The following is a 21,275-nucleotide window of genomic DNA, read 5'->3' on the forward strand; positions in this document are numbered from 1 at the left end:
GAACGGCCCGCACCATGAGCGCCCAGCCCGACCGCCGCCCCGGCCGCACGTCCACCCTCCTCGCCTGCACGTACGTCGGGCTGATCGCCGCGGCCGCCACGGCCCGCGGGATCGCCGGAGCGCACGGCGACGGCACCCAGACCGCCCTCTTCTTCCTCTCCTTCCCCGGCTCCCTGCTCGTCACCGCCTTCGTCGTCCTCCCCCTGGGCGCCCTCACGGGCGGGGACGCCTCCGAGGCCCCGAACCCGTACGGCCCGGTCCTCCCCCTGGCCTGCGGCGCCGCCCTGAACGTCCTCCTCGTCCACGCGGCGGCGAAGACCGTACGCCGCTTCCGCGCGGCCCGCCGGCCCTGAGGGGCGGAGGAGCGAATCGAACCCTCCCCGATCAGAAGCAGCGACCCTCCGCAGAGCCTTCCGCCGCGGTGAGGAAGCCCTCCACGGTCGCCGTGAACACCTGCGGGTCGTCCAGCCAGGGGTAGTGGCCGGCGCCGGGCTGGACGGCCAGCTGCACGGCGGGGAAGAGCGAGACCGCGTCTGCGGCGGACCGGGCGGTGGGCCACAGGTCCAGCTCGCCCGCGAGGAGCAGCCCGGGGCAGGGCAGGGCGCCCAGACGCTTCCGGAGGTCCTCGAAGTCGGGCGCGTAGTCCTTGTAGTAGTGCTCGCTGACGGGCAGCGAGCGCTGGACGGGATCGGCCGCGGCGTGTGCACGGGCGGCATCGTCCCAGCGGCGGTGCATGAGCGGCTCGAAGGCGAAGCGGTGGGGTGCTGCCTCGGAGAAGGTGCGCGCCGTCTTCACGAGCCGGTGCGCCGCCACGGCCTCGGCGTGCCAGGGCTCGGCCGCACGGCCGGCGATCACCTTCTCCGCGCCGGTGTCGGAGGGCAGCCCGACGGCCGCGAAGGAGGGGGCGACCAGGGTCTGGCTGTGCAGCCGGTCGGGGTGGGCGGCCGCGTAGAGCAGGGCCAGGCGGCCGTCGGCGGAGGGCGGCCTCCGGCGGCTCTCCGTGCGCGCACTTCCGGTGACATGGATCACTCGGCCCGCCCCGGTCACGGAAGGATTACGACCGCCCCGGTGGTCCGGTTTGGTCGGAATGGGGGAGGCGGAGCGGATATTCCCCCGGCCTCCGAAATGGCCGTCTCGCATACCGAGACGACGGCCCCGAACTGCCTGCTCCCACCGGCTTTTGGCGACCGGTCACAGATCTCACCGCCGCCACTACCGAGCGCCCCTGCACGCGGGCGCGTCCATTTCAAGTCGAGTGCGGCGCCGTACGCGCCACCGCAAGTGCCGGGACTTGTCAGCCCGTTGCGGGGCTTCTAAGAATGGCGGCCCCGTCGGGGCTCCCGCGGTCGGCGCCCCGATGCTTCGCGAACACCGAACGAGGTCACGCATGCAGAAGCACCGCAAGAACAAGCACGTCAAGACGATGGCCATCGGCGCCGTCACCCTCGGCGTCGTGGGCATACCCGTGGCCCTCGCGGGCCTGGGCACCGAGGAGGCGGGCGCCGCAACGGTCGCCGCCCCGAAGAGCGCACCGGCAGCCCGGGCAGGGGCCGCCGCCACGACGACGACCGCCGGCACGGCCGCAGAGCGCGTCGTGATCCTCGTGAACAAGGAGCGGGCCAGGGCCGGCTGCCGACCCGTCAAGGTCAACGCCAAGCTGACGAAGGCCGCCCTGAACCACAGCAAGGACATGGCCGCCCACCGCACCATGTCGCACACGGGATCCGACGGATCCGACCCCGGCCAGCGCATCACCCGCGCCGGCTACCGGTGGCGCACCTACGGCGAGAACGTCGCCTACGGCTACACCACTTCCTCGAAGGTGATGTCCGGCTGGATGCACAGCCCCGGCCACAAGCGCAACATCCTCAACTGCGCGTTCAAGGAGATCGGCGTGGCCCGCGCCCAGCCGGGCAACTACTGGACCCAGGTCTTCGCCACGCGCCTCTGACCCACAACGACACCTCCCGCTTCCCACCGCCCCGCCCCCGCTGCCCTTTTCCGGCGGCCGGGGGCCGGGGGCCGGGGGCGGCGGGTCCAGGGGGCATGCCGGCCGGGGCGGTGTCAGTGCGTGGCCTTACGGTGCAGGCATGATCACGCCGACCGTCGAAGAGTCATGGGACCGGATCGAGAGCTGGCTGGCGCGGCCTGCCGCCGCCAGCCACGCGCTGCTGCGGCCGCCTGCCCGGCCGGAGGACGTCGCCGCGGCCGAACGCCGCCTGGGGGTGGCCTTCCCGGCCGACCTGAAGGCGTCGTTGCTGCGCCACGACGGGGTGGCCCTCCAGGACGGGACGCCGACGCTGGCGTACTACGGCCCGCTGTCCGGCATCGAGGACATCGTCCGGAGCACCGAGTTCCTGCGGGCCATCGGCGAGGACCTCGGCGATGACGAGGCCGAGCTCGACGAGGAGGAACGCGACCAGTACGCGTACTGGCCGCACGAACGGCTGCTGATCACCCTCGGCATCGGCTGGCAGTCCTCCGACGGACTCTTCCTCGTCACCCGCCCCGGCCCGCACCACGGCCGCGTGGGCCGGTACTTCGACGAGGACAGCCCGTCCTTCACCCCCTGGCGGGAACTGCGCCACGTCCTCGCCGACTTCGCCACCGCGCTGGAGACCGGTACGCCCTTCGACGGGCGGACCCCGCTCGCCTTCGAAGGCCGGCTGATCTGGGACGACGAAACGACGGTCATACCCGATCCCACCTCCCCGCTCGGCCTTGCCGCGGCCATGGCGGAACCGCCGGCCCCGCCGGCACCGGCACCCGAGCCGGCCCCGACCGCCGAGCTGCCCGACGTGGCCTATGCCGTCCTCTCCTTCTCGGCGGGAGGCACGTTCGCCCCGGAAGCGGCACCGCCTGCGCAGCCGGACGTCGTGTTCGCGGCCGGCCTCACTCCCGGGGAACTGCTGGAGCGGCTGGGCGCCGTGCCCGAGACCGCCGCGCCGCGCAACAGGGAGCAGGCCCGGCTGGCCGCCGCCGCGCCCTGGGCCGCGTACCGGCCGATGGTCCGGGTCGGCACGTGCGGTGACGGATGGGCGTACGCCGCACAGGAGGGCGGCGACGCCCAGTTCGGCCGCCCGGAGGTGCTGCGCCGGCTGTCCCGGGGCACCCGCGTCGTGCGGCTGGCGAAGCAGGGACCCGAGGTGCACGTCACCGTCGTCGCGGACGGGGTCGAGCAGCCCGAGGCGGCCCGCCGGGCCGACTCGCCCCGCGAGGACTACGTGATCGGGCCCGACGGGCAGGAGTGGCAGCAGATCGGCGCCGATCCCTGGCCGGGCTCGACCGCCGCCTATGCCCGGCTGCTGGCCGACCTGGCGGGGGAGTACGGAATCCACTGGGACCCGGCGCGCGACGGGGACGCGCTGCTGGCGAGCGCCCTGCTGCTGCCCGTCCTCGACGACCTGCGGCCGACGGGCCACCCCGTCTCCTCCGTACGCGAGGTCGATCTCCCCGTCCTCGTCGAACGGACGCCGCCGGAGCGGCTGCGCTCCGCGATGGCGGCCCAACTCGCCCGGCTGGCCTCCGAGACCGGCATCGCAACCTACCCGGAGATCGCGCAGGCGCTCGCGCAGATACGCCGGGCCGAACCGGTGGACCTCCGGGCCGACGGCCCCCTGGACCTGCGGCTCCGGACGCTCGCGGCAGAGGCCCGAGCGGCTCGGGGGCTCCTGGATGCGGCCCGCCACGAAGCCGGCCCGGCACCCGTCACCACGGCCGACCTCTCCGCATGGTCGATACGCCGCGCGGCCGCAGGCGCCGTGCGCGCGTTCACCCTGCTGCCCCTCCCGGAGGCATCGGAGCTGATCCTGCACGGGCGCCTGTCCCTGCGCTGGCGCGACGAACTCGCGGCGGACCTGGCAGGGTAGGGCCTGCCGGCACACTCCTGTCCGCACGCGCCCCTGTCCGCACCCGCTCCTGTCGCACCCGCCCCTGTCCGCACCCGCGATGCCGCTCAGCTCCGTGCCGCGGAGTCCGGCGGGCGCAGGGCTTCCATGCGGCGTCCTGTGATGTCGGGCAGGCTCGTGGCGGTCTGCACCGCGTCCCGGGCGGCGCGGGCGATCACCCCGTCGGGCCGGCGGAACAGGACGGTGTCGGCGCCGAAAGCCACCGACGACGGGGGTGTGCGGGATGGGGCTCCGCGGGGCGATCCGCAGGCCGCGGGCAGCCGACGCCGAGGGGCGGCAGCTCCGGAAGCCGGCGGTCGAGGACGGCCGCGTCGTGAAGAGCCGCCGCCCGGGTTCCATGGTCCCGCCGCGAAGCCGGCCGGCCGGAAACCGCATCACCAGGCGCCGGCGCGTGTGGTCCCGCTAGCATCCGGAGGCCGGTCGGCCGGGGTGCACCCGTCGTGCACGTCCGCGAGGGGAGTGGCACGTGGCACGTGTGCGGGGACATTTCGTGTACGCCGACGGTCTGACCCCCGGTCAGTCCAAGGACGGCGGCCTTCACCAGAACCTCTACGACGAGCAGAACCGTCTCGTCGGGCACGCGACATTCATTCCCGACGAGGAATCCGACGAGGCCGACGGGGATGAGGACGGCCGGCCCGAGGAAGCGTTCGTGTTCTCCTCGGGGAACGGGAACGACGGCGATGCGGACTCCCGTACGGGCGAGCGCCTGGACCCCGAGGAGGTGATCGAGGCCCTCGTTCTGCTCATCAGATGTGCGGGGTGGGTGGCACCACGCCTGGCGAGGTGGTGGAACGGCCAGGCCCTCCCGTTCGTGAAGTCGACGCGCAGGCGATTCGCCCGGGACCGGGACCGGGAGCGGGATGACGCGTCCGCCGAGCCCGAAGTGCTGAACGACCCCGCAGCACCGGGGCAGTCCCCCCGAGAAGCGACGGTCGGAAGCGAAGCCTCGGCACGCTCTGCCGCGGCCCTGCTGGCCAGGCTCTTCAGCGAGGAACAACGCAGCAGGATCCTGCGTGGTGCCCCGACCGGGGAGGGCGACGACCCGGCGGCGGCGGAGGTGGTGGCACGGCCCACGCCGAAGCAGATCAGGGACAACCTCCGGCTGGTGCTCAAGGAGAACCCCTCACTGCTCAGCGGAGCGTCCGTGGCCGAACTCGGCAGGACGCTGCAGAGCCTTCAAGCCGGCGCCGAGCGAACTGCGCTGCCGGCCGCCGTCCGGCACCGGGCACCCGTCGAGTGAGGCGTCCCGTCCCGCAGGCTCGGTGACCCTCCCCGCGTCTGCACCGGTACGTGTGTGACGACAGGTCAGCGTCCCGCTGACCGAGCCGCGTTGTCAGTGGTCGGAGATACGTTCGAGGTCTTGGAACCGCTGTTGCACGACAGGAGTGGACGATGACCGAGAGCACTGTGCTGCCCGCGCTCAGGGTGGTGCTGACGGACGTCAACGAGCGTGTGGTGGAGGCGTGGCGCGCCGCGTTCGCCGACACCCCCGGCATCGAGATCCGCAAGGGCTCGATCCTCGACGAGGACGTGGACGCCTGGGTCACCCCCACGAACTCGCGCGGCCGGATGGACGGCGGGGTCGACGCCGTCATCAAGCGCCACCTGGGCTCCGGCATACAGGTGCGCGTCCAGCGGGCCATCCGCGACCGCTTCGCCGGATCCCTGCCCGTGGGCAGCGCGGTCTGCGTCCCGTCCGGCGCGACCGTGCCCCGGTACCTGATCTCCACGCCGACGATGGTGCGGTCCTCGCAGAACGTGAGTGCCACGCTGAACGTGGCGCTCGCGTGCGCCGCCGCTTTCCAGGCGGTGCACCGGCAGAACCGGCAGAAGCCGGGCAGCATCCGGTCGGTGGCGCTGGTCGGGCTGGGTGCGCAGACCGGCCGGGTGCCGGCCCGGGTGTGCGCCAACCTGATGTGGACCGGCTACACCCTCTTCCACGACCACTGGTTCGAGGACGACGACGAGCTGCGTGCCACGATCGTCTCCCAGCTGCACGGCATCGAGAACGCGCCCGCCGACCAGCGGGTGCGCATCGTGCCGCCGACAGCCGCCACGCCCGCTGCGGCCGCCACGCCTGCGACGCCCTCGACGCCCGCCGCGCCCGCCGCGCCCCCGGCCTCCGCCGCCCCCTCCTCCCCTCCCGCCACGACGAGCGAAAGCGCCACCCCCGTGCCCCAGCCCGATGTGAACGACCCCCTCGGCCTGGCCGAGCTCTTCGACGGTGGCGGCGAGGCCTGGCTGCCGCTGCTGAAGCCGGTCATCGAGGCGCAGCCCGACGCCGCGCGGTTCATCGGCAAGGGGCGCAGCCACGAGGTGGTCCCGGTCCGCGAGCTGACGTTCCAGGCGCTCAAGCCGAACCCGCCGCACAAGTGGAAGGTCGTGGTCTTCGGCCAGAACCCGTATCCGCGGCCGGAGAGCGCCACCGGCATAGCCATGTTCGACAACACCTTCAGCGACTGGAAGGACAGCCAGTTCGGCCGGGTCGTCAGCATCCGCTGCCTCATCAAGGCGGCGGCGATGTGGAAGTACGGCATCGCCAAGAAGACCCCCATCGCCGACGTGCGGGCGCTGCTGAAGGAGCGGGACACGGTCCAGCCGCCGGAGTGGTTCCAGGCGATGCTGACCCAGGGCGTGCTCCTGCTGAACGCCTCGCTGACCGCGAGCGGTGACGGGGCGATGGGCGCCGACCGGCACACGGCGTTCTGGCGGCCGGTCGCCGAGCGGATCGTCGAGGAGATCCTCAAGGCCAAGCAGGACGCGCCCGAGGAGGACCGCGGGGTCGTGTTCGCCTGGTGGGGGGCGCACGCCCGGAGCCTGAAGCGGGTGGTCCAGCGGCTCCAGCAGAAGTACCCCGACGTCGAGGTACGGCACCTCGACCACGCGAACCCGGCGGCTCAGGGCGACATCTTCTGCGAAGGTGAGCACTTCGCCCAGGTCAACGACGCCCTGGCCGCGCTGGGCTCCGAAGGCATCGACTGGCTGCCGAGCAAGGGGTGGAACGAGGCGGCGGCCGGCGCCGGCGGTGCGGACGCGGGGGTCGCGGCGCGCATGGGCGCCTTCATCGAGTCGACCATGAACCTGCACCAGCTGTACCTGGAACGCCTCACCAGCGTCAAGGACGAGGGCCTGGTCCTGCCCGCGATCACCGGTGTCTTCGACACCCCGCTGATGGACTTCCAGGAGGCCGTCGCCCCGGTCTGCGCCGCCCTCTCCGGCCTCGCCGGGCACATCCTGCGCTCCCGCGACTTCGGCAAGCAGCGGGCGGACCAGCCGTCCGGCGGCGGCCTGTCCGCGGACGCGATCGCCGCGCTCCACCTCTACACCTGCGAGTCGGCCTTCTACCGTGAGATCAACAGCGTCCTGCGTTCCCCCGACCGGACCAGGGTCACCCCCTACCTGCCGTACCTGCGGCTGCTGTTCTCGGCGGTCTCGGAGCTTCCCTCCTACACGCAGCCGCTGTGGCGCGGGGTGTCGCTGGACCTGCGCGCCCAGTACCCGGTGGGCCGGACGGTGACCTGGTGGGGCGTCTCCTCGTGCACCTCCGAACTGAAGGTGGCCAAGGGCTTCCTGGGCAGCCGCGGCAAGCGGACCCTCTTCGAGGTGACCCCGGCCCGTGCGGTCGGGATCAAGAGCTTCTCCGCCTTCACCGGCGAGGAGGAGTACATCCTCACGCCGGGGACCCAGCTCAAGGTGACGGAGGTGAAGAGCGAGGCCCGCGGACTGTGCACGGTCCGGCTGAGCGAGGTCACGGACGCCGCCCCCGTGGTGTCGTGAACGACCGCCGCCCGTTACGTCGCAACGACCGCCGCCCGTTCCGTCGAACGGGCGGCGTCCGTTCAGCCCAGCTGCTCGGCGAGTCCGACGATGATGCCCGCCGGGCCGCGGACGTAGCACAGCAGGTAGCTGTCCTCGAAGCGGGCGATCCCGCCCAGGAGTTCGCCTCCGTGCGGGCGCAGGCGGGCGACCGTGTCGCGGATGTCGTCAACGGCGAACATGACGCGGTGCGTGCCCAGGACGTTGTGCGGCCGCTCGCGCGGTCCGGCGTCGATCAGCGGCGGACTGTGGTACTTCGCAAGCTCGATCCTGCCGTGGCCCTGCGGGGTCCGGAGCATCGCGATGTCACAGCGGACGCCGGAGAGCCCGGTGCACTGGTCGGCGAAAGGGCCCTCGACCTCCGCCCTGCCCTCCAGCTCCATGCCGAGTTCCGCGAAGTACGCGATGGCGGCGTCCATGTCGTCCACGACGATGCCGACGTTGTCCATCCGTTGAATCGCCATGACTGCTTCTCCTCGCCGTCCGGGGTGCTGGCCGTTCCCGGACCACCCAACCAGGCCGTACGCCCTACTGCGGTGCGACGAAGCCGCCGGTCTCCCGTTCGAGCAGCTCGGCCAGTCGCAGTGGGGTGCGGTCTTCGAACATCGGGCCGATGAGCTGGACTCCCACCGGCAGGCCCCCGGGGGAGCGGCCCGCGGGTACGGCGGTGGCGGGCAGGCCGGGCATGGTGGCCAGCCCGGCCCAGACGAGCTGGTCGAAGTAGGGGTACGCGACGCCGTCGATGTCGATCAGTCGGGTCCGCGGATCGGGGGTGTGGTCGTGCGGGAAGGCGGGCGTGGGCGTGACGGGGCACAGCACGGCGTCGTACTCGGCGAAGAGCCGCCGCCAGCCGTGCCGGTGCAGCTCGCGGCCGTGCTGCGCGGCGATCCAGTCGTGGTGGCCGAGCACCATGGCGCGCTGCCGCACCGCGTCGAGGCTCAGGTCGTCGGCACGGAGTCCGGCAGCGCGGCGCTGCAGTTCCTCGTACGTCTCGACGGGAAAGCGGGCGACGGCTCCCGAGATGAGCAACTGCATGTAGATCCGTGCCGCTTCGGCCGGATCGGGCAGCAGCGGACTGTGCCGGTCGACCCGGGCGCCGCCCGCGACCAGCGCCCCCGCCACCCGCTCCACGGCCTCCCGTACCGCGGCCCCGGTCGCGATGAGCGGGTGCTCGTCCAGGACCAGGACCCGGAAGTCGCCGATCCGCTCGTGGCGCGCGGGCGGCAGCTCCAGGTCGTACGCCACGCCCAGCGTCAGCGGGTCCGGTCCGGCCATGACGTCGAGCAGCAGCGCGAGGTCGCGGGCGGTGCGCGCCATCGGTCCGGCCACGGCGAGCTCGGGCTCGGTCGGCAGGGCGGGCCCGGGCGGCGGGACCATGCCGCGGGTCGCCACCAGCCCGAGCGTCGGTTTGTGGGCGTAGACGCCGCAGAAGTGTGCGGGCGTGCGCAACGAGCCCGCCAGGTCGGAGCCGATGGACAGCGCGCCGAACCCGAGCGCCAGGGCCGCCGCCGATCCGCCGGAGGACCCGCCCGAGGTGCGCGTGGGGTCCCACGGGTTGCGGGTGGTGCCGTAGATCCCGTTGAAGGTCTGGATGTCCTGGAGCCCGACGGGCACATTGGTCTTGCCCAGCACCACCGCACCCGCGGCCTTGAGCCGCGCCACCTGCACCGCGTCCTCGGCCGGCACGTGGTCCCGGTGCAGCGGCAGGCCCCAGGTCGTCGGCAGCCCGGCCATGTCGAAGGACTCCTTGACCGTGACCGGTACGCCGAGCAGCGGCCGGTCCTCCCCGCGGGCCCGCGCCGCGTCCGCGTCCTGCGCCGCGGCCCGGGCGCGCTCGAAGTCCGGCACGCAGATCGCGTTGACCTCCTTGTCGTCCCGCTCGATACGGGCGATCGCCTCGTCGGTCAGCTCCACGGAGGTCACGTCACCGGCCCGCAGAGCAGCCGTCATTTCCTCGGCCGTCAGAAAGTTCCGTTCCATGGGCCGGACCGTACAGACCCCCGGAAGAAGCCATAAAACCCCGCCGAACACAACAGACCGACCGCTCCCGTCCGACTCAGAATCCGCCGTCGACGGCGCCCGCGGCGTACCCGGCGTTCATGGTGTTCAGCAGGTGGTCGACGACGCCGGTGAGCTCCGTGCTGCTCCGGTGGGCGGCGCGCTGCCGGTCCGCGCCGTTGCCGACGGTTCGCAGGGCGGCCCAGCCCGCCGTGACGGTCTCCAGGTCGCCGTGCCGCAGCAGGGAGGGCTCGATGTCCGCCAGCAGCGCTTCCACCAACGCGGCCGCAGGCACCAGCCGGCGCGTGCGCAGATCGACGGCTTCCCCCGCCAGGCCGTCCCGGGCGGCGCGCCAGCAGGCGGCGCGCAGGATTTCCGCCGAGGGCCGGAAGGCGGGCCGTCCCGCCTCGATGTCGGTGAGGGCGGTGTCCACGAGGGCCCTGGCCAGCGCGGCCAGCAGCACGGTGTCCTGCGCGGTGGCCGTGGCGTCGGCGACCCGGATCTCCAGGGTGGGCACGTGGTGGGAGGGCCGGATGTCCCAGTAGAGCCCGCCGCGGTCCATGATGCCGCCGGTCGCGGCGAGGTCGGCGACCAGGCTCTCGAAGTGCGCCCGCGACTCGACGTACGGGGGCGGGCCGGCGGCCGGCCAGCGGGCCCAGGCCATGGTGCGCCAGCTGCTGTAGCCGGTGTCCCGCCCCTGCCAGTAGGGCGAGTTGGCCGCGAGGGCGATCAGGACGGGGAGCCGGTGGCGCAGATGGTTGCCGACCCGGAGGGCGGTCTCCAGATCGGGGATGCCGATGTGGAGATGACAGGCGCAGATGCTCTGTTCGTCGTCCAGGGCCCCGAACGCGGCCACGCTCCTCGCGTACCGGGGTGCGTCCGTCATCGGGGGCGGCAGGGGCTGGGGCAGGACCGGTGTGCCGCTGGAGACCACGCCGAGGCCGTGGCGGCCGGCGGCGCGTACGACTGCCGCCCGCATCTGCCGGACCTGACCGGCGAACCGGGCGAGGTCGGCGTGCGGATCGGTCCGCACCTCGACCTGGTAGCCCGTGATCTCCGTGGTCACCCGGTCCCCGAGCTCCGCAGCGGCGTCGGCCACCACCTTCGCCGCCTCCGGCCGCAACTCCCGTGTCACCGGGTCGACCAGGAGGTACTCCTCCTCGACGCCGACCGTCAACGCTCTCCTGCCCCGCCCCGCCGGGGCGGCTGCGGCCGAAGCGGCCGGAGCGGAGACCTCTGGGACCACCTGCGGCGCCTGCTCACGGGTCACGCGGGCCATCGTGGCACAGCCGGTGCCGCTCGGGGAGACGGCATTTGAGCCTGCCTGGCCGCGGCCGGCCCCGGGGAGCCGGGGGCTGTCCGCCCCGGCCTGACCCGCGATCGGGCCCGGCCGGGGCGGACAGCGGGCCGGGGCGACAGCCGGCCGGATCCCCGCGGCGTGGGGCGCACCGTGCTGTCGTCCGTCTGCCGACGGGCTCGTGGCGGTGTCACTCCCCTTCAGCCCCTCAGGGGGCGTCGACCAGGACCCGGCTGCCGGTCGGCACGGTTGCGGTGAGGGCGGTGGCGTACGCGGACTGGACGCGGGAGCGTTCCGTCGCGTTCGGGAGGGCGTTGGTGCAGGCCGTTCCGGCGCTGGAGCCGGACATCAGCTGGGAGCAGGGGCCGGGCTTGGTGTCCGGGAGGCCCAGGCTGTGGCCCAGCTCGTGCGCGGTGATGCGGGTCTTGTCGTACCCCTGGCTCACGGCCTGCGCGCCGAGTTCGACCCGCACCTGCCGCCCGGGACGGACCGGGCCGAGCGTGGCCTGCGGCCAGCCGGTGGTGGCGACGATGACGATCTCGGCCGGGCCGCCGGGCGCGGCCTTCACCAGCCGTACGTTGGTGACGCTGTTGTTCCAGGAGGCGACCCCGGCCGTGACGGCCGCTTCCCAGCCGGCGGCCCGGCTGTCGTCGTATCGGAGCGTCACCACCGCCGCGGCGGCTTCCGGTAACGGCGTGGACGTGGGCGTCGGGGCCGCGGTCGCGGCCGTTGCCGCGGCGAGGACCAGCGCGGCGGCGGAGGTGCCGGCTTTCAGCCAGGTGCGCAGAGACACGGTCGTGCTCCTTCACGTGTGGGGGCCCGGCCCCTGGGGCGGAGCCGGGGCGCCGGGAAGCACTGCCACCGCCCGCCGGTGGCCCGGTCGTTCGGACAGCCGCCCCTCCGGAGCCCTAAGAAGGTAGCCCCGCACCCCACTCGCTCGTCATGCACCTGTCAGCCAAATCCGGGCAGGCGCTCCAGCCGATGCCCGGTCAGCGGGCGCCGTCGTCCGCGGGGTTCGCCGTACCCCTCGACGGCGGCCATGACGGCCTGCCAGGGGGCGGAGTCGAAGATGCGCGTGATGGCCGGGATCCGGCCGTCCCGGAGCCGAAGTGCTCGGCCGTGCGCTGCGTGATGACGACCTCGGCAACGGCCTGGAGGTCCTGCCGCAAGACGGATTCGGCCGCGCCGCACAGCTCGCTGAAGGGCTCCGTGCCGCGGGGCAGGGGGCGGTGACGGGCCCGACGGTGCGGACCTCGTCGGTCACCCGGCCGTGCTCGTGCAGCGTCTCCGTCAGGCCCTGGTATTGCGCCACCACCTGCCCTCAGTGCACCGCCCTGACCTGAGCTTTCGCAAGGGGAGTGGCGAGATCCGCCGCTGTCCGGCCCACATGCCGGACAGCGGCGGGAGCGTGGCGGCGGGGATCCCCGGGCCGGGGGTCCGGTGCCGTCGGCGGGCTCTCCGCGCGGGCCCCGGGCCCCTCAGGTGTGGACGCGGTTGTTCGTGCCGTCGTGATGGTCGGCGGATTCCTCGTCGAACCAGTAGTCGCCGGCGGCCAGGTAGCGGAAGGAGTGGCTGCCGTGCGAGGGCAGCACGACCTCTGCGGCGCGGGTGCCGTCGCCGCGGGCGGTGAGGGGGTGGGCGGTCGGGTTCCAGTGGTTGAAGTCCCCGACCACGCTCACCGGACCGGCCGGCTCGTGCTCGGGCAGGACGAAGGTGATCCGGGTGCGGCCTCTGAGCTTCTTGCGTTCGAGCATGGAAGAGATCCGATCTGGCAGACGTGGGGGGCGGCGGGGTGGGAGCCCCGCCGCCCCGAGGGCACCGTGCCGCGCGCTGCTGTGGTGTCCGCGGGCCCGGTGGGGCAGGTGCCGCGTGGCGGGACCGCCCGGGTGCCACGGTGGCATGCCGGGAGGTTTCCCGCCGACCGGGCGGGGTGGTGTCCCCTGCACGGAGGGCCGGGTTCGGCCACGTGGCGGGGGGTTCGTTGCGCGTTCACCCAAGGCGGGGCCCGGCGCGGACGCGTCAGAGCAGGTCGCCCGGCTCCCGCCGCTCCAGCGGCTTCAGCGCCGGACCCTGCAGCACGCTCCCGTCGATCCCGAAGCGGGAGCCGTGGCACGGGCACTCCCACGTGCGTTCGGCGTTGTTGAAGGCGACGAGGCATCCCATGTGGGTGCACACGGCGGACACGGCGTGCAGCTCGCCCTGGTCGTCGCGGTGCACCGCGCAGGCCTCCCCGCGGGCGCGCACCACCGTCGCCTCACCCGGCCGCAGCTCCCGCACGGGCCCGTTCGTGCCCTCGCCCAGCGCGTCGAGGCGGTCCTTGACGTAGTGCTTGCCGGTGTCCCACTGCGCTTTGAGGAACGCCGGTGCGGACCGTACGACGGGACCCAGGCGGCCGGGGTCGTACAGGGCTGCCCACCGCTGCGGGGCCCCGGCGACGAGGGAGGCGATGAGCGCTCCCGCCATGACCCCGCCCGTCATGCCCCAGCCCGCGAATCCGGTCGCCACGTACACGTTCCCGCCGCCCAGCGGCATCCGGCCGACGAGGGGCACGTCGTCCGTCGCGCTGTTGTCCTGCGCGGCCCACCGGTGGGAGACCGTCACCCCGGGGAAGTGCTGCGCCGTCCACTCCTCCAGGCGGGCGTACCCGGCCCGGGTGTCCACCCCGGTGCCCGGAGTGAACGCCTCCCCGGTGACGATCAGGAGCCGGCTCCCGTCCTCGAGCGGTGAGGTGCGCACGGAGCGCTTGCCGCCCTCCCGGGTGATGAACATGCCGCCCGGGTCCCGGTCGGCCGGCAGGGCCCCCGCGACCACCAGATCGCGGTGCTGCGTGAGCCGGGTGGCCAGCACGGCGTGGTCGAAGACGGGGTGGTGGGTGGCCACGACGACCTGCCCGGCCGTGACCGTCGCCCCGCCGTCGGTGGTGAGCCGGCACGGATCGCCCTGCGACAGGCCGGTGACACGGGTTCCCTCGAAGATCCGCCCGCCGTGCGCGACGATGTCCTCCACCAGCCCGCCGAGGTACTTCAGCGGATGGAACTGCGCCTGGCCCTCCACCCTCACGGCGCCCGAGACGGGGAAGGGCAGACCGGTCTCGGTCACGAAGGCGGCGTCGAGCCCGGCCGCCCGCGCCGCGTCGGCCTCCGCCCGCAGCGCCTCGACGCCCCCGGGCTGCTCGCTGTACGTGAGGGCCGGGCGCGTTTCGAGTGCGCAGTCGATGCCCAGCCGCCCCGCCACCTCGAAGACGTGCCGCAGCGCGGCGCTCTGGGAATCGGCGTAGTCGCGGGCCGCGTCCTCCCCGTGCTTGCTGCGCAGCATGTCGTACACGGAGGTGTGCAGGACGGTCAGCTTGCCCGTGGTGTGCCCGGTGACGCCGCCCGCCAGCCGGCCCGCTTCGAGCACGATGACGCGCAGCCCCGCCCGGGCGAGCTCCCAGGCCGTGCTCAGCCCGGCGATGCCGCTGCCGATGACCGCGGCATCCGCCTCGGCGTCCTGCCCGAGGGGGGTGAAGGTGGGCAGCGAGGCCGTCTGCATCCAGTAGGACCCTGCGGGGTCGGGAAGTCGGTTCATGGTCGGCTCGTGCCCAGGGAACCGGGCCTGATGCGCGCCCTTCACCCGGGAGCGCCCTCCCGTGACCGGACGTGACGGGCGCCCGGAGCCGGCTCCCTTGCGCGGATGAACGGTCGCAGACCCCGGCGGCCGCCCGGCCCGGGGTGCGCGGCACCCTCGCGCGCATGAACGGCCGGTACCGGGGAAGGCGCCCGCCGACCGCCTCCCCGGCCGTGTGCGCGACGGCCGGGACGAGCAGGGCAGCGCGAGGGACGGGGGCCACATGGAGAAGGGACGGCCGCACCCCGGTCGGCGGACTCCCGTACGCCTGCGGATCCCGGTACGCCTCCGGGCCCCGGCCACCCTCCGGGGCCCGGACATCCGCCGGGGCCGACGGACACGCCACCCACGCCCATGAGCCTCTCCGAGCCCGGCCCCGCACGGGAGCCCGCGCCCCGCCCCGTACGGGGAGCCACGCACGGGCCGACGGACCTCGGCGCGCTCGCGGAATGGGTGGCCATCCCGTCCGTCTCCTGCGACCCGCAACGGGCCGACGACGTACGGCGATCCGCCCACTGGCTGGTGACGGCCCTGCGCGGGGCCGGCCTCCCCCGGGCGGAGGTCTGGGAGACGGCGGGCCTGCCGGCCGTCCACGCGTCCTGGCCGGCGGCCGATCCCGACGCCCCGGTCCTGCTGGTCTACAGCCATCACGACGTCCACGCCGCCGACGCCTCCGCATGGCAGGTCACCGGACCGTTCTCGCCGATCGTCCGGGACGGGCGGCTGCACGGCCGCGGGGCCTCCGATGCCAAGGGCCAGGTGCTGAGCCACCTGTGGGCCCTGCGCGCCCACCTGGCGCGGCGGACCACCCCGGCCGTGACCGTGAAGTACCTGGTCGAAGGCGAGGAGGAAATCGGCTCGGTACACCTCGCGGACCTGCTGGCGGAGCACGCCGCCGAGCTGAACGCCGACGTCGTGATGGTGTCCGACTCGATGCTCTGGTCCCTGGACGTGCCCGCCGTCTGCACCGCCGTGCGCGGCTCCGTCACCGCCTCCCTGACGGTCCGCGGAGCCGAGCGCGACCTCCACAGCGGCGCCTTCTCCGGTGCCGCGGTGAACGCGGCGGCCGAACTGTGCCGCCTGCTGGCTCAGCTGACCGACGCCTCGGGCCGCGTCACCCTGCCCGGCTTCTACGAACCGGTGACCCCGCCCGGCCCGGACCTGCGCGAGGGTGTGGGCACCCTGCCCTTCGACCCGGCGCAATGGCTGGCCGACAGCGGGACCTTCCGTGCCGTCGGCGAAACGGGGTTCACGGTCCCCGAGCGGCTGTGGACCCGCCCCTCCGCCGAGCTCGCCCGCGTGACGGCCGGCCGTACCGACGCCCCCGCACTCGGACTCATCCCGGCCGAAGCCGGTGCCGACCTGCTGTTCCGGCTCGTGCCCGAGCAGCGCGCCGAGCAGGTCGCCGACCAGCTGCGCAGCTGGCTGGCCGGGCAGCGGCAACCGGGATTCACCTACGCCCTGGACGTGTCCTCCACCCTCTCGGACCCCTACCGGACACCACCGGACCACCCTGCACTGGCCGCTCTGACCCGGGCGGTCGGACACGCCTACGGAGCCCCGGCCCGGCACATCGGCAACGGCGGCGCGGCCCCGGCCGCCCAACTGGCGCGCGCCTGCGACGCGCCCGTGCTCTTCTTCGGGACCGGACTCCCCGGCGACCGCTGGCACGGCCCCGACGAACGCGCCGAGATCCGTGCCCTGCACCTGGGCGTGGCCGCACTGGCCCGCTTCTTCGACGAACTCCCGGCCGCATGGCGCGACGGGTGGGGCGACGGACGGGGCGACGGACGGGGCGCCGGGCGGCAGGGCCCGCCGTTCGCGGCAGACGACCGCGCGCAGCCGCCGGACGGCACGACGGATGAGGAGACCGGACGATGACCACACGGATGCAGGCCGGTCGGCGGGCGCCGGACCGGCCCTCGCAGCTGACGAAGGGCTCCTGGAAGGCCGCGGTGCGCGGCACGCTGAAGGAGTTCAAGGACGACGAGCTCGCGGACCGGGCCGCGGCCCTGACCTATTACGGGGTGCTGGCCCTGTTCCCGGCCCTGCTGGTACTCGTCTCCCTGCTCGGCATCGCCGGCGAATCGGCAACCGCGCCGGTCCTGGAGAGCGTGCAGAAGCTCACGCCCGGTTCCGCGCGCGAGGTGATCACCGGTGCGGTACGGCGGCTCCAGGAGGACGCCGGCATCGGCTCGCTCCTGGCGGCCGTGGGCCTGGTCGTCGCGGTCTGGTCGGCCTCCGGCTACGTCGCCGCGTTCATCCGCACCTCCAACGCCGTCTACGACGTGCCCGAGGGTCGCCCGTGGTGGAAGGTCCTGACGCTCCGCCTGGCGCTGACGCTCACCCTGATGGTCCTGGCGGTGGCCGGCACCCTGATCGTGGTGTTCACGGGCTCCGTGGCGAAGGAGGCGGGCGCCGCGCTCGGCGTGGGCGACACGGCGCTGACGGTGTGGTCCATCGCGAAGTGGCCGGCCCTGGTCCTGCTGGTGACGGCCATGATCGCGATCCTGTACTGGGCGGCGCCGAACGCGAAGGGCCGCGGCTTCAAATGGATCACCCCGGGGAGCTTCCTGGCCCTGGTGATCTGGATGACCGCCTCGTCGGGCTTCGCGTTCTACGTGGCGCACTTCGGCTCGTACAACAAGACGTACGGCACCCTCGCGGGGGTGGTCGTCTTCCTGGTGTGGCTGTGGATCACCAACCTGGCCGTCCTCCTGGGCCTGGAGTTCGACGCCGAGCTGATGCGCCGGCGGGCCGTCGCAGGCGGTCTCCCCGAGGACGAGGAGCCCTACGTCGAACCCCGGGACACCCGCACCTGGACGGACGAGGACCGCCGCCGCCCGGAGCGAGGCGAGCGCGTACGACGGCGCATCGGCGCGGCGCGGGGGTCAGGGGACGGCCGGGCCGGCCTGGTTCAGGGCGCGCTGGGCGCGGGTCTCGAGCAGGAGGCGGAACCCGGGCAGGGCGTAGCGCTCGCCGACGGCCGGGCGGGGGCCGGGGATGCCTGCGAGAGCGGCCAGCACCTGCTGGGGCTGGGACTGCCAGCCGAGGACGCGCACGCGCAGGCCGATCCGCTCCATGTGGCGGTGCAGGGCGAGCAGGTGGAGGAGGCCCGCGTGGTCGACCGAGCCCATCCCGTGGACGTCGACCACCAGATCGTGCTCCCGCCCGGTGAGCTCGTCGAGTGCCCGGTCGAGCGGCAGCGCGCAGTCCTCGCCGAGGTGCCCGCTGACGCTGACGAGCATCGTGCTTCCTTGATGCTGGACCTCACAGGTGATCACACCGGTTCGCCTCACCCTCCTGAGCCGCCGAAGGCCCCCATCGTGGCCTGCTCCCGGCCGGATGGTTCGCAGGCGCGCGGAGAGCCCGCCGGGCGGGGCGGCAGGAGGCCGGTGCTGCGCACCGCGACCTCCCCGCCGCAGGCAGGCCGCTCGGCCGCGGTTCAGGGCGAGGCCGGGCCCGAGGGCGGCCCTGCCCCGGCCGGTGACGACTCCGCCAGCCCGTTCAGGGCGGCGCCCAGCCGGACCACCCCGCGGGCTCGGACCAGGGAGGTCCCGTGGGTGTCCACCCGGCGCATCAGGGGAGTGATCAGGGGCAGGCCGGCCGGGGGCCGGTCCACGCCCATGGCCAGGTGGAGGCGGGCCGTGAAGCGGGCGATGGCGGCGGGGCTCGACGGGTCGTCCGGGTCGCCCGCGAACACCTCGGCCCTGGCCATCGCGGCCTCCGCCTCCCGGTCGCGGCCCGTCGCGCGCAGCACGAGCGCCAGCAGGACGCCCGAGATGTGGAGGCGCTGGGCACTGCCGGACGCCTCCGCCAGGGCGAGCGCCGTGTGCAGGTCCGCCTCCGCCGCCGGGTACTCGCCCACCAGGCACGACAGCCAGGCCCTCGTGTGCAGCGCCCGCGCCCGGTACTCGGGTTCGCCCGCCTCCGCCGCGCGTCGGGCGGCCGACCCGGCGAGCCGGCAGGCGTCCTCGTGGTGGCCACGGCTGGGGAAGAGGCTGCAGACCGCGATCAGCATCAGCAGCTCCACGGCCATGCCCAGCGAGCCGGGCACGGTCGCCAGCGACTGCTCCACCGCGGACGTCAGCACGGCGTGCTCCGCACGGAACCAGGTCCGGGCCTGCTCGGTGCTCGCGAAGGCGATGCCCGAGCCGCCCGCCGGCCGGAGCCAGGCCGGTGCGGGGGCCTCGCCGGGCAGGGCCGTCCGTGCCACCCGCACCGCACTGGCGTGCAGGAGGTCCAGGACCCGGCGCAGCGCCGCCGCCCGCTCCCCGGGGCGCTCGGCGGCCTCGGCGCGCCGCCGCCCGTAGAGCCGGAGCAGGTCGTGCAGGCGGTAGCGGCCCGGTGCGGGGGACTCCAGCATCCCGGCGTCGACCAGCCCCTCGGCGAGGCCCTCGGCCGCGTCCTCCTCCACGCCGAGCAGGGCGGCGGCGACGGGCAGCGGGAGGTCGGGGGAGTCGAGGAGGGACAACAGGCGGAACGCTCTGGCCTGAGCGGAGGTCAACGCCCGGTAGCCGAGCCGGAAGACGGACTCCACCGCCTGGTCGCCGTGGCTCAGCTCGCCGAGCAGCGTACGGGCGTCCGCCAGCCGCGCCCCGAAGACGCTCAGGCGCCGGCGGGGCAGGGCCGCGAGACGGGCCCCGACGATCCGCACGGCGAGCGGCAGGCAGCCGCAGGAGCGGGCCAGGGCCCGGGCCGCCTCGGGCTCCGCGGCCACGCGCTCGGATCCGGCCAGCGCGCCCAGCAACGCGACCGCCTCGGACTCGGCGAAGACGTTCACCGCGAAGGAACGGGCGCCGGGGACCGCGAGGTGCGGGGCCCGGGTGGTGATGAGGACCGCGGAGCCCGCGGTTCCGGGAAGCAGCGGGCGCACCTGGGCGGCGTCCCGCGCATCGTCCAGGACCAGCAGCACCCTGCGGTCGGCGAGCAGGGTGCGCAGCAGCGCGGCCCGCTCCTCCAGGTCCAGCGGCAACCGCTCCGGCGGGGCGCCGAGCACGGAGAGGAGATCGGCGAGCACCCCGGCCGGGTCCGCGGGAACGGCTCCGGCCCGCAGGGCGACGTACAACTGCCCGTCGGGAAAGGCCGCGCGCAGGCCCCGCGCCACGTGCACGGCGAGCGCGGTCTTGCCGACGCCGCCGATGCCGGTGAGCGTCGCGACGGGCACCGCCGTACTGCGCGGGCAGCGCGCCTGAAGCAGGTGCTCCCTGACCTCGCCGACGAGCTGCCCGCGCCCGGTGAAGTGACCGACGCCGGAGGGGAGGGGCGCGGCGGCCCTCTCGGGGCCGGCCTGGGGGAGGGGGGTGGCGGGGCTCTCGACGCCGGGCCGGGGGAGCGGTGCGGTCGTCCGCTTTGCGCCGGGCCGGGTGAGGGGCGCGGGCGTTCGCACGGCGCCGGGCCGGGTGAGCGGCGGCGTCGTAGTCCGCGCCGCACCGGCCCGGGGGAGGCCCGCGGCCGGTCGCTCCCTGCCGTCGGCCCGTTCCGTGTCCGTGGCTGCGGCCGCTGCGTGTCGGCGGTCCGCCCCCGCAGGGCGCTGCCGATGGCCGAGGGTGCCCGCCCGCACGCCCGGGCCGAGGCGCGGGTCCGCCGGGAGTCCGCCCGAACCCGCTGCTCCCCGCCGGTGATCGTCGCCCGCGGCGGCGCCCGCGCGGGACGCGGGCGACGACCGGACGGCGGGGTCGGCGGGCCGCGCGGACGAGCGCCCCGTGCGTCCCGTACGCAGCGCCCCGTGCAGCTCCCTCAGCTCCGCCGACGGCCGCACCCCCAGCTCCCGCGCCAGCACCTCGCACGCCTCCTCGTACACCCGGGCGGCCTCCACCTGCCGTCCCGTGTGCTGCAGCGCCAGCATCAGCAGCGCCCGCGGGCGCTCCCGCAACGGGAACTCCCTTACCATGGCCCGCAGTTCGGTCACCGCCTCGCCGTACCGCCCCAGCTCGACGGCCGCGGCGCACAGGTCCTCACGTGCTGCCGCAAGCGCCTCGGTCAGCTGTTCGCGGCGGCGCTCCGCCCAGGGGCCCGGCACCCCCGCGAGGGGAACGCCCCGCCGGCGCCCGACGGCCCGCGCCATCCGCGCGTACACCTCCTCGGCAGGCCCGCCCCGGTCCGCGGTCTCGCGGGCGAACGCCTCGGCATCCACCTCCACGTCCACTGCGGTCGCCGCGAGCCGGTAGCCGCCCTCCGCGGTCGCGATCAGCCGGCTCCGGGAGCGTACGGGCCGGTCCGGCTCCAGGGCCCGGCGCAGCTGCGAGACGTACGTACGCACGGCCGCGGGGGCACTGTGCGGAGCGCCGGCCGGTCCCCAGACGCCGTCCACCACCTGCCGGACCGTGACGACGTGGCCGCGCCGCAGCACCAACATGGCGAACACCGCCTGCTGCTGCGGCGGTCCGAGCTCGATCCGCTCCCCGCCCAGCCGGACGGCGACCGGCCCCAGCAGCTGCACGGCCAGGTGCCCCGAGCGCCCCTGCGCCTCCGGCGACCCTTCCCCCACGAGCCCGACCCCCTTCCTCGGGCCGGGACGGTCCCCGCGCCCTTCCCGCACGCGCGCCCGTCGAGACGGGCGGAGGCCGACCAGTCGGCCGGGGGGGGGGGGGGGGGGGGGGGGGGGGGGGGGGGGGGGAGGGGGGGGGGGGGAGGGGAGGGGGAAA

Annotated in this window: 16 protein-coding genes and 2 pseudogenes; 7 read left to right on the top strand and 11 right to left on the bottom strand. The window is 74.7% G+C overall.

Features of this window, described 5'->3' with window-relative positions; translation table 11 throughout:
• Positions 1–14: 14 nt before the first annotated feature.
• Complete coding sequence (locus tag ACZ407_RS13255; protein ID WP_468128153.1) at positions 15–353, top strand: hypothetical protein; 339 nt, start codon at positions 15–17, stop codon at positions 351–353.
• Between the two features lie 31 nt (positions 354–384).
• Here ACZ407_RS13255 and ACZ407_RS13260 read toward each other — a convergent pair whose 3' ends face one another.
• On the bottom strand, positions 385–1,029 hold the full coding sequence (locus ACZ407_RS13260; RefSeq protein WP_468128154.1) for an alpha/beta hydrolase: 645 nt from the start codon (positions 1,027–1,029) through the stop codon (positions 385–387).
• Positions 1,030–1,387: 358 nt separating this feature from the next.
• On the opposite strand from ACZ407_RS13260, the gene ACZ407_RS13265 reads away from it, so the two are divergent.
• Entirely contained in the window at positions 1,388–1,951 is a 564-nt protein-coding gene (locus tag ACZ407_RS13265; protein WP_468128155.1) for a CAP domain-containing protein, read from the top strand.
• A gap of 139 nt (positions 1,952–2,090) precedes the next feature.
• On the top strand, positions 2,091–3,869 hold the full coding sequence (locus ACZ407_RS13270; protein WP_468128156.1) for an SMI1/KNR4 family protein: 1,779 nt from the start codon (positions 2,091–2,093) through the stop codon (positions 3,867–3,869).
• A gap of 86 nt (positions 3,870–3,955) precedes the next feature.
• Here ACZ407_RS13270 and ACZ407_RS13275 read toward each other — a convergent pair whose 3' ends face one another.
• Entirely contained in the window at positions 3,956–4,111 is a 156-nt protein-coding gene (locus ACZ407_RS13275) for a hypothetical protein (RefSeq protein ID WP_468128157.1), read from the bottom strand.
• A 263-nt stretch (positions 4,112–4,374) separates the two neighbouring features.
• Between ACZ407_RS13275 and ACZ407_RS13280 the strand changes: the two genes are divergently transcribed.
• Together ACZ407_RS13280 and ACZ407_RS13285 are read left to right on the top strand one after the other, a co-directional pair.
• Positions 4,375–5,151 (top strand): hypothetical protein, encoded by a 777-nt coding sequence (locus tag ACZ407_RS13280; protein ID WP_468128158.1) that lies wholly within the window; start codon positions 4,375–4,377, stop codon positions 5,149–5,151.
• Positions 5,152–5,303: 152 nt separating this feature from the next.
• Positions 5,304–7,688, top strand: coding sequence for an ADP-ribosyltransferase domain-containing protein (locus ACZ407_RS13285; protein WP_468128159.1), 2,385 nt, complete (start codon positions 5,304–5,306; stop codon positions 7,686–7,688).
• 62 nt (positions 7,689–7,750) lie between these two features.
• On the opposite strand, the gene ACZ407_RS13290 is transcribed toward ACZ407_RS13285, so the two are convergent.
• The 7 genes and pseudogenes from ACZ407_RS13290 to ACZ407_RS13320 form a co-directional block, all read right to left on the bottom strand.
• Positions 7,751–8,191, bottom strand: a complete 441-nt coding sequence (locus ACZ407_RS13290) for a VOC family protein (protein WP_468128160.1) — start codon at positions 8,189–8,191, stop codon at positions 7,751–7,753.
• Between the two features lie 64 nt (positions 8,192–8,255).
• Complete coding sequence (locus ACZ407_RS13295) at positions 8,256–9,707, bottom strand: amidase (RefSeq protein WP_468128161.1); 1,452 nt, start codon at positions 9,705–9,707, stop codon at positions 8,256–8,258.
• Positions 9,708–9,783: 76 nt separating this feature from the next.
• Positions 9,784–10,995, bottom strand: a complete 1,212-nt coding sequence (locus ACZ407_RS13300) for a carboxylate-amine ligase (RefSeq protein ID WP_468128162.1) — start codon at positions 10,993–10,995, stop codon at positions 9,784–9,786.
• Between the two features lie 235 nt (positions 10,996–11,230).
• Positions 11,231–11,815 carry a snapalysin family zinc-dependent metalloprotease gene (locus ACZ407_RS13305; RefSeq protein WP_468128163.1) on the bottom strand — a complete coding sequence of 195 codons (585 nt, stop codon included), beginning with the start codon at positions 11,813–11,815 and terminating at the stop codon, positions 11,231–11,233.
• A gap of 414 nt (positions 11,816–12,229) precedes the next feature.
• Positions 12,230–12,322, bottom strand: a pseudogene (locus ACZ407_RS13310) (GntR family transcriptional regulator); the annotation flags it as partial.
• A gap of 178 nt (positions 12,323–12,500) precedes the next feature.
• A complete protein-coding gene (locus ACZ407_RS13315) occupies positions 12,501–12,776 on the bottom strand; it encodes an isoamylase early set domain-containing protein (RefSeq protein WP_468128164.1) in 276 nt (91 codons plus the stop codon).
• A gap of 265 nt (positions 12,777–13,041) precedes the next feature.
• Positions 13,042–14,589, bottom strand: coding sequence for an FAD-dependent oxidoreductase (locus ACZ407_RS13320; RefSeq protein WP_468128165.1), 1,548 nt, complete (start codon positions 14,587–14,589; stop codon positions 13,042–13,044).
• A 393-nt stretch (positions 14,590–14,982) separates the two neighbouring features.
• Between ACZ407_RS13320 and ACZ407_RS13325 the strand changes: the two genes are divergently transcribed.
• Both ACZ407_RS13325 and ACZ407_RS13330 read left to right on the top strand, forming a co-directional pair.
• Positions 14,983–16,509, top strand: a complete 1,527-nt coding sequence (locus tag ACZ407_RS13325; RefSeq protein WP_468128166.1) for a M20/M25/M40 family metallo-hydrolase — start codon at positions 14,983–14,985, stop codon at positions 16,507–16,509.
• Positions 16,506–17,477, top strand: a pseudogene (locus ACZ407_RS13330) (YihY/virulence factor BrkB family protein); the annotation flags it as partial. The gene ACZ407_RS13325 and the pseudogene ACZ407_RS13330, both read left to right, overlap by 4 nt.
• Before the next feature lie 42 nt (positions 17,478–17,519).
• Here ACZ407_RS13330 and ACZ407_RS13335 read toward each other — a convergent pair.
• A complete protein-coding gene (locus tag ACZ407_RS13335; protein WP_468128167.1) occupies positions 17,520–17,876 on the bottom strand; it encodes an STAS domain-containing protein in 357 nt (118 codons plus the stop codon).
• Between the two features lie 197 nt (positions 17,877–18,073).
• Positions 18,074–21,118, bottom strand: a complete 3,045-nt coding sequence (locus ACZ407_RS13340; RefSeq protein WP_468128168.1) for an AfsR/SARP family transcriptional regulator — start codon at positions 21,116–21,118, stop codon at positions 18,074–18,076.
• Positions 21,119–21,275 lie beyond the last annotated feature (157 nt).

The organism is Streptomyces sp. NPDC030809 (assembly GCF_055572195.1).

Coding starts and splice junctions, on each gene's coding strand:
- ACZ407_RS13335 (WP_468128167.1), bottom strand. CDS start 17,876: ATGCTCGTCAGCGTCAGCGGGCACCTCGGCGAGGACTGCGCGCTGCCG.
- ACZ407_RS13295 (WP_468128161.1), bottom strand. CDS start 9,707: ATGGAACGGAACTTTCTGACGGCCGAGGAAATGACGGCTGCTCTGCGG.
- ACZ407_RS13315 (WP_468128164.1), bottom strand. CDS start 12,776: ATGCTCGAACGCAAGAAGCTCAGAGGCCGCACCCGGATCACCTTCGTC.
- ACZ407_RS13255 (WP_468128153.1), top strand. CDS start 15: ATGAGCGCCCAGCCCGACCGCCGCCCCGGCCGCACGTCCACCCTCCTC.
- ACZ407_RS13265 (WP_468128155.1), top strand. CDS start 1,388: ATGCAGAAGCACCGCAAGAACAAGCACGTCAAGACGATGGCCATCGGC.
- ACZ407_RS13285 (WP_468128159.1), top strand. CDS start 5,304: ATGACCGAGAGCACTGTGCTGCCCGCGCTCAGGGTGGTGCTGACGGAC.
- ACZ407_RS13325 (WP_468128166.1), top strand. CDS start 14,983: ATGAGCCTCTCCGAGCCCGGCCCCGCACGGGAGCCCGCGCCCCGCCCC.
- ACZ407_RS13270 (WP_468128156.1), top strand. CDS start 2,091: ATGATCACGCCGACCGTCGAAGAGTCATGGGACCGGATCGAGAGCTGG.
- ACZ407_RS13320 (WP_468128165.1), bottom strand. CDS start 14,589: ATGAACCGACTTCCCGACCCCGCAGGGTCCTACTGGATGCAGACGGCC.
- ACZ407_RS13290 (WP_468128160.1), bottom strand. CDS start 8,191: ATGGCGATTCAACGGATGGACAACGTCGGCATCGTCGTGGACGACATG.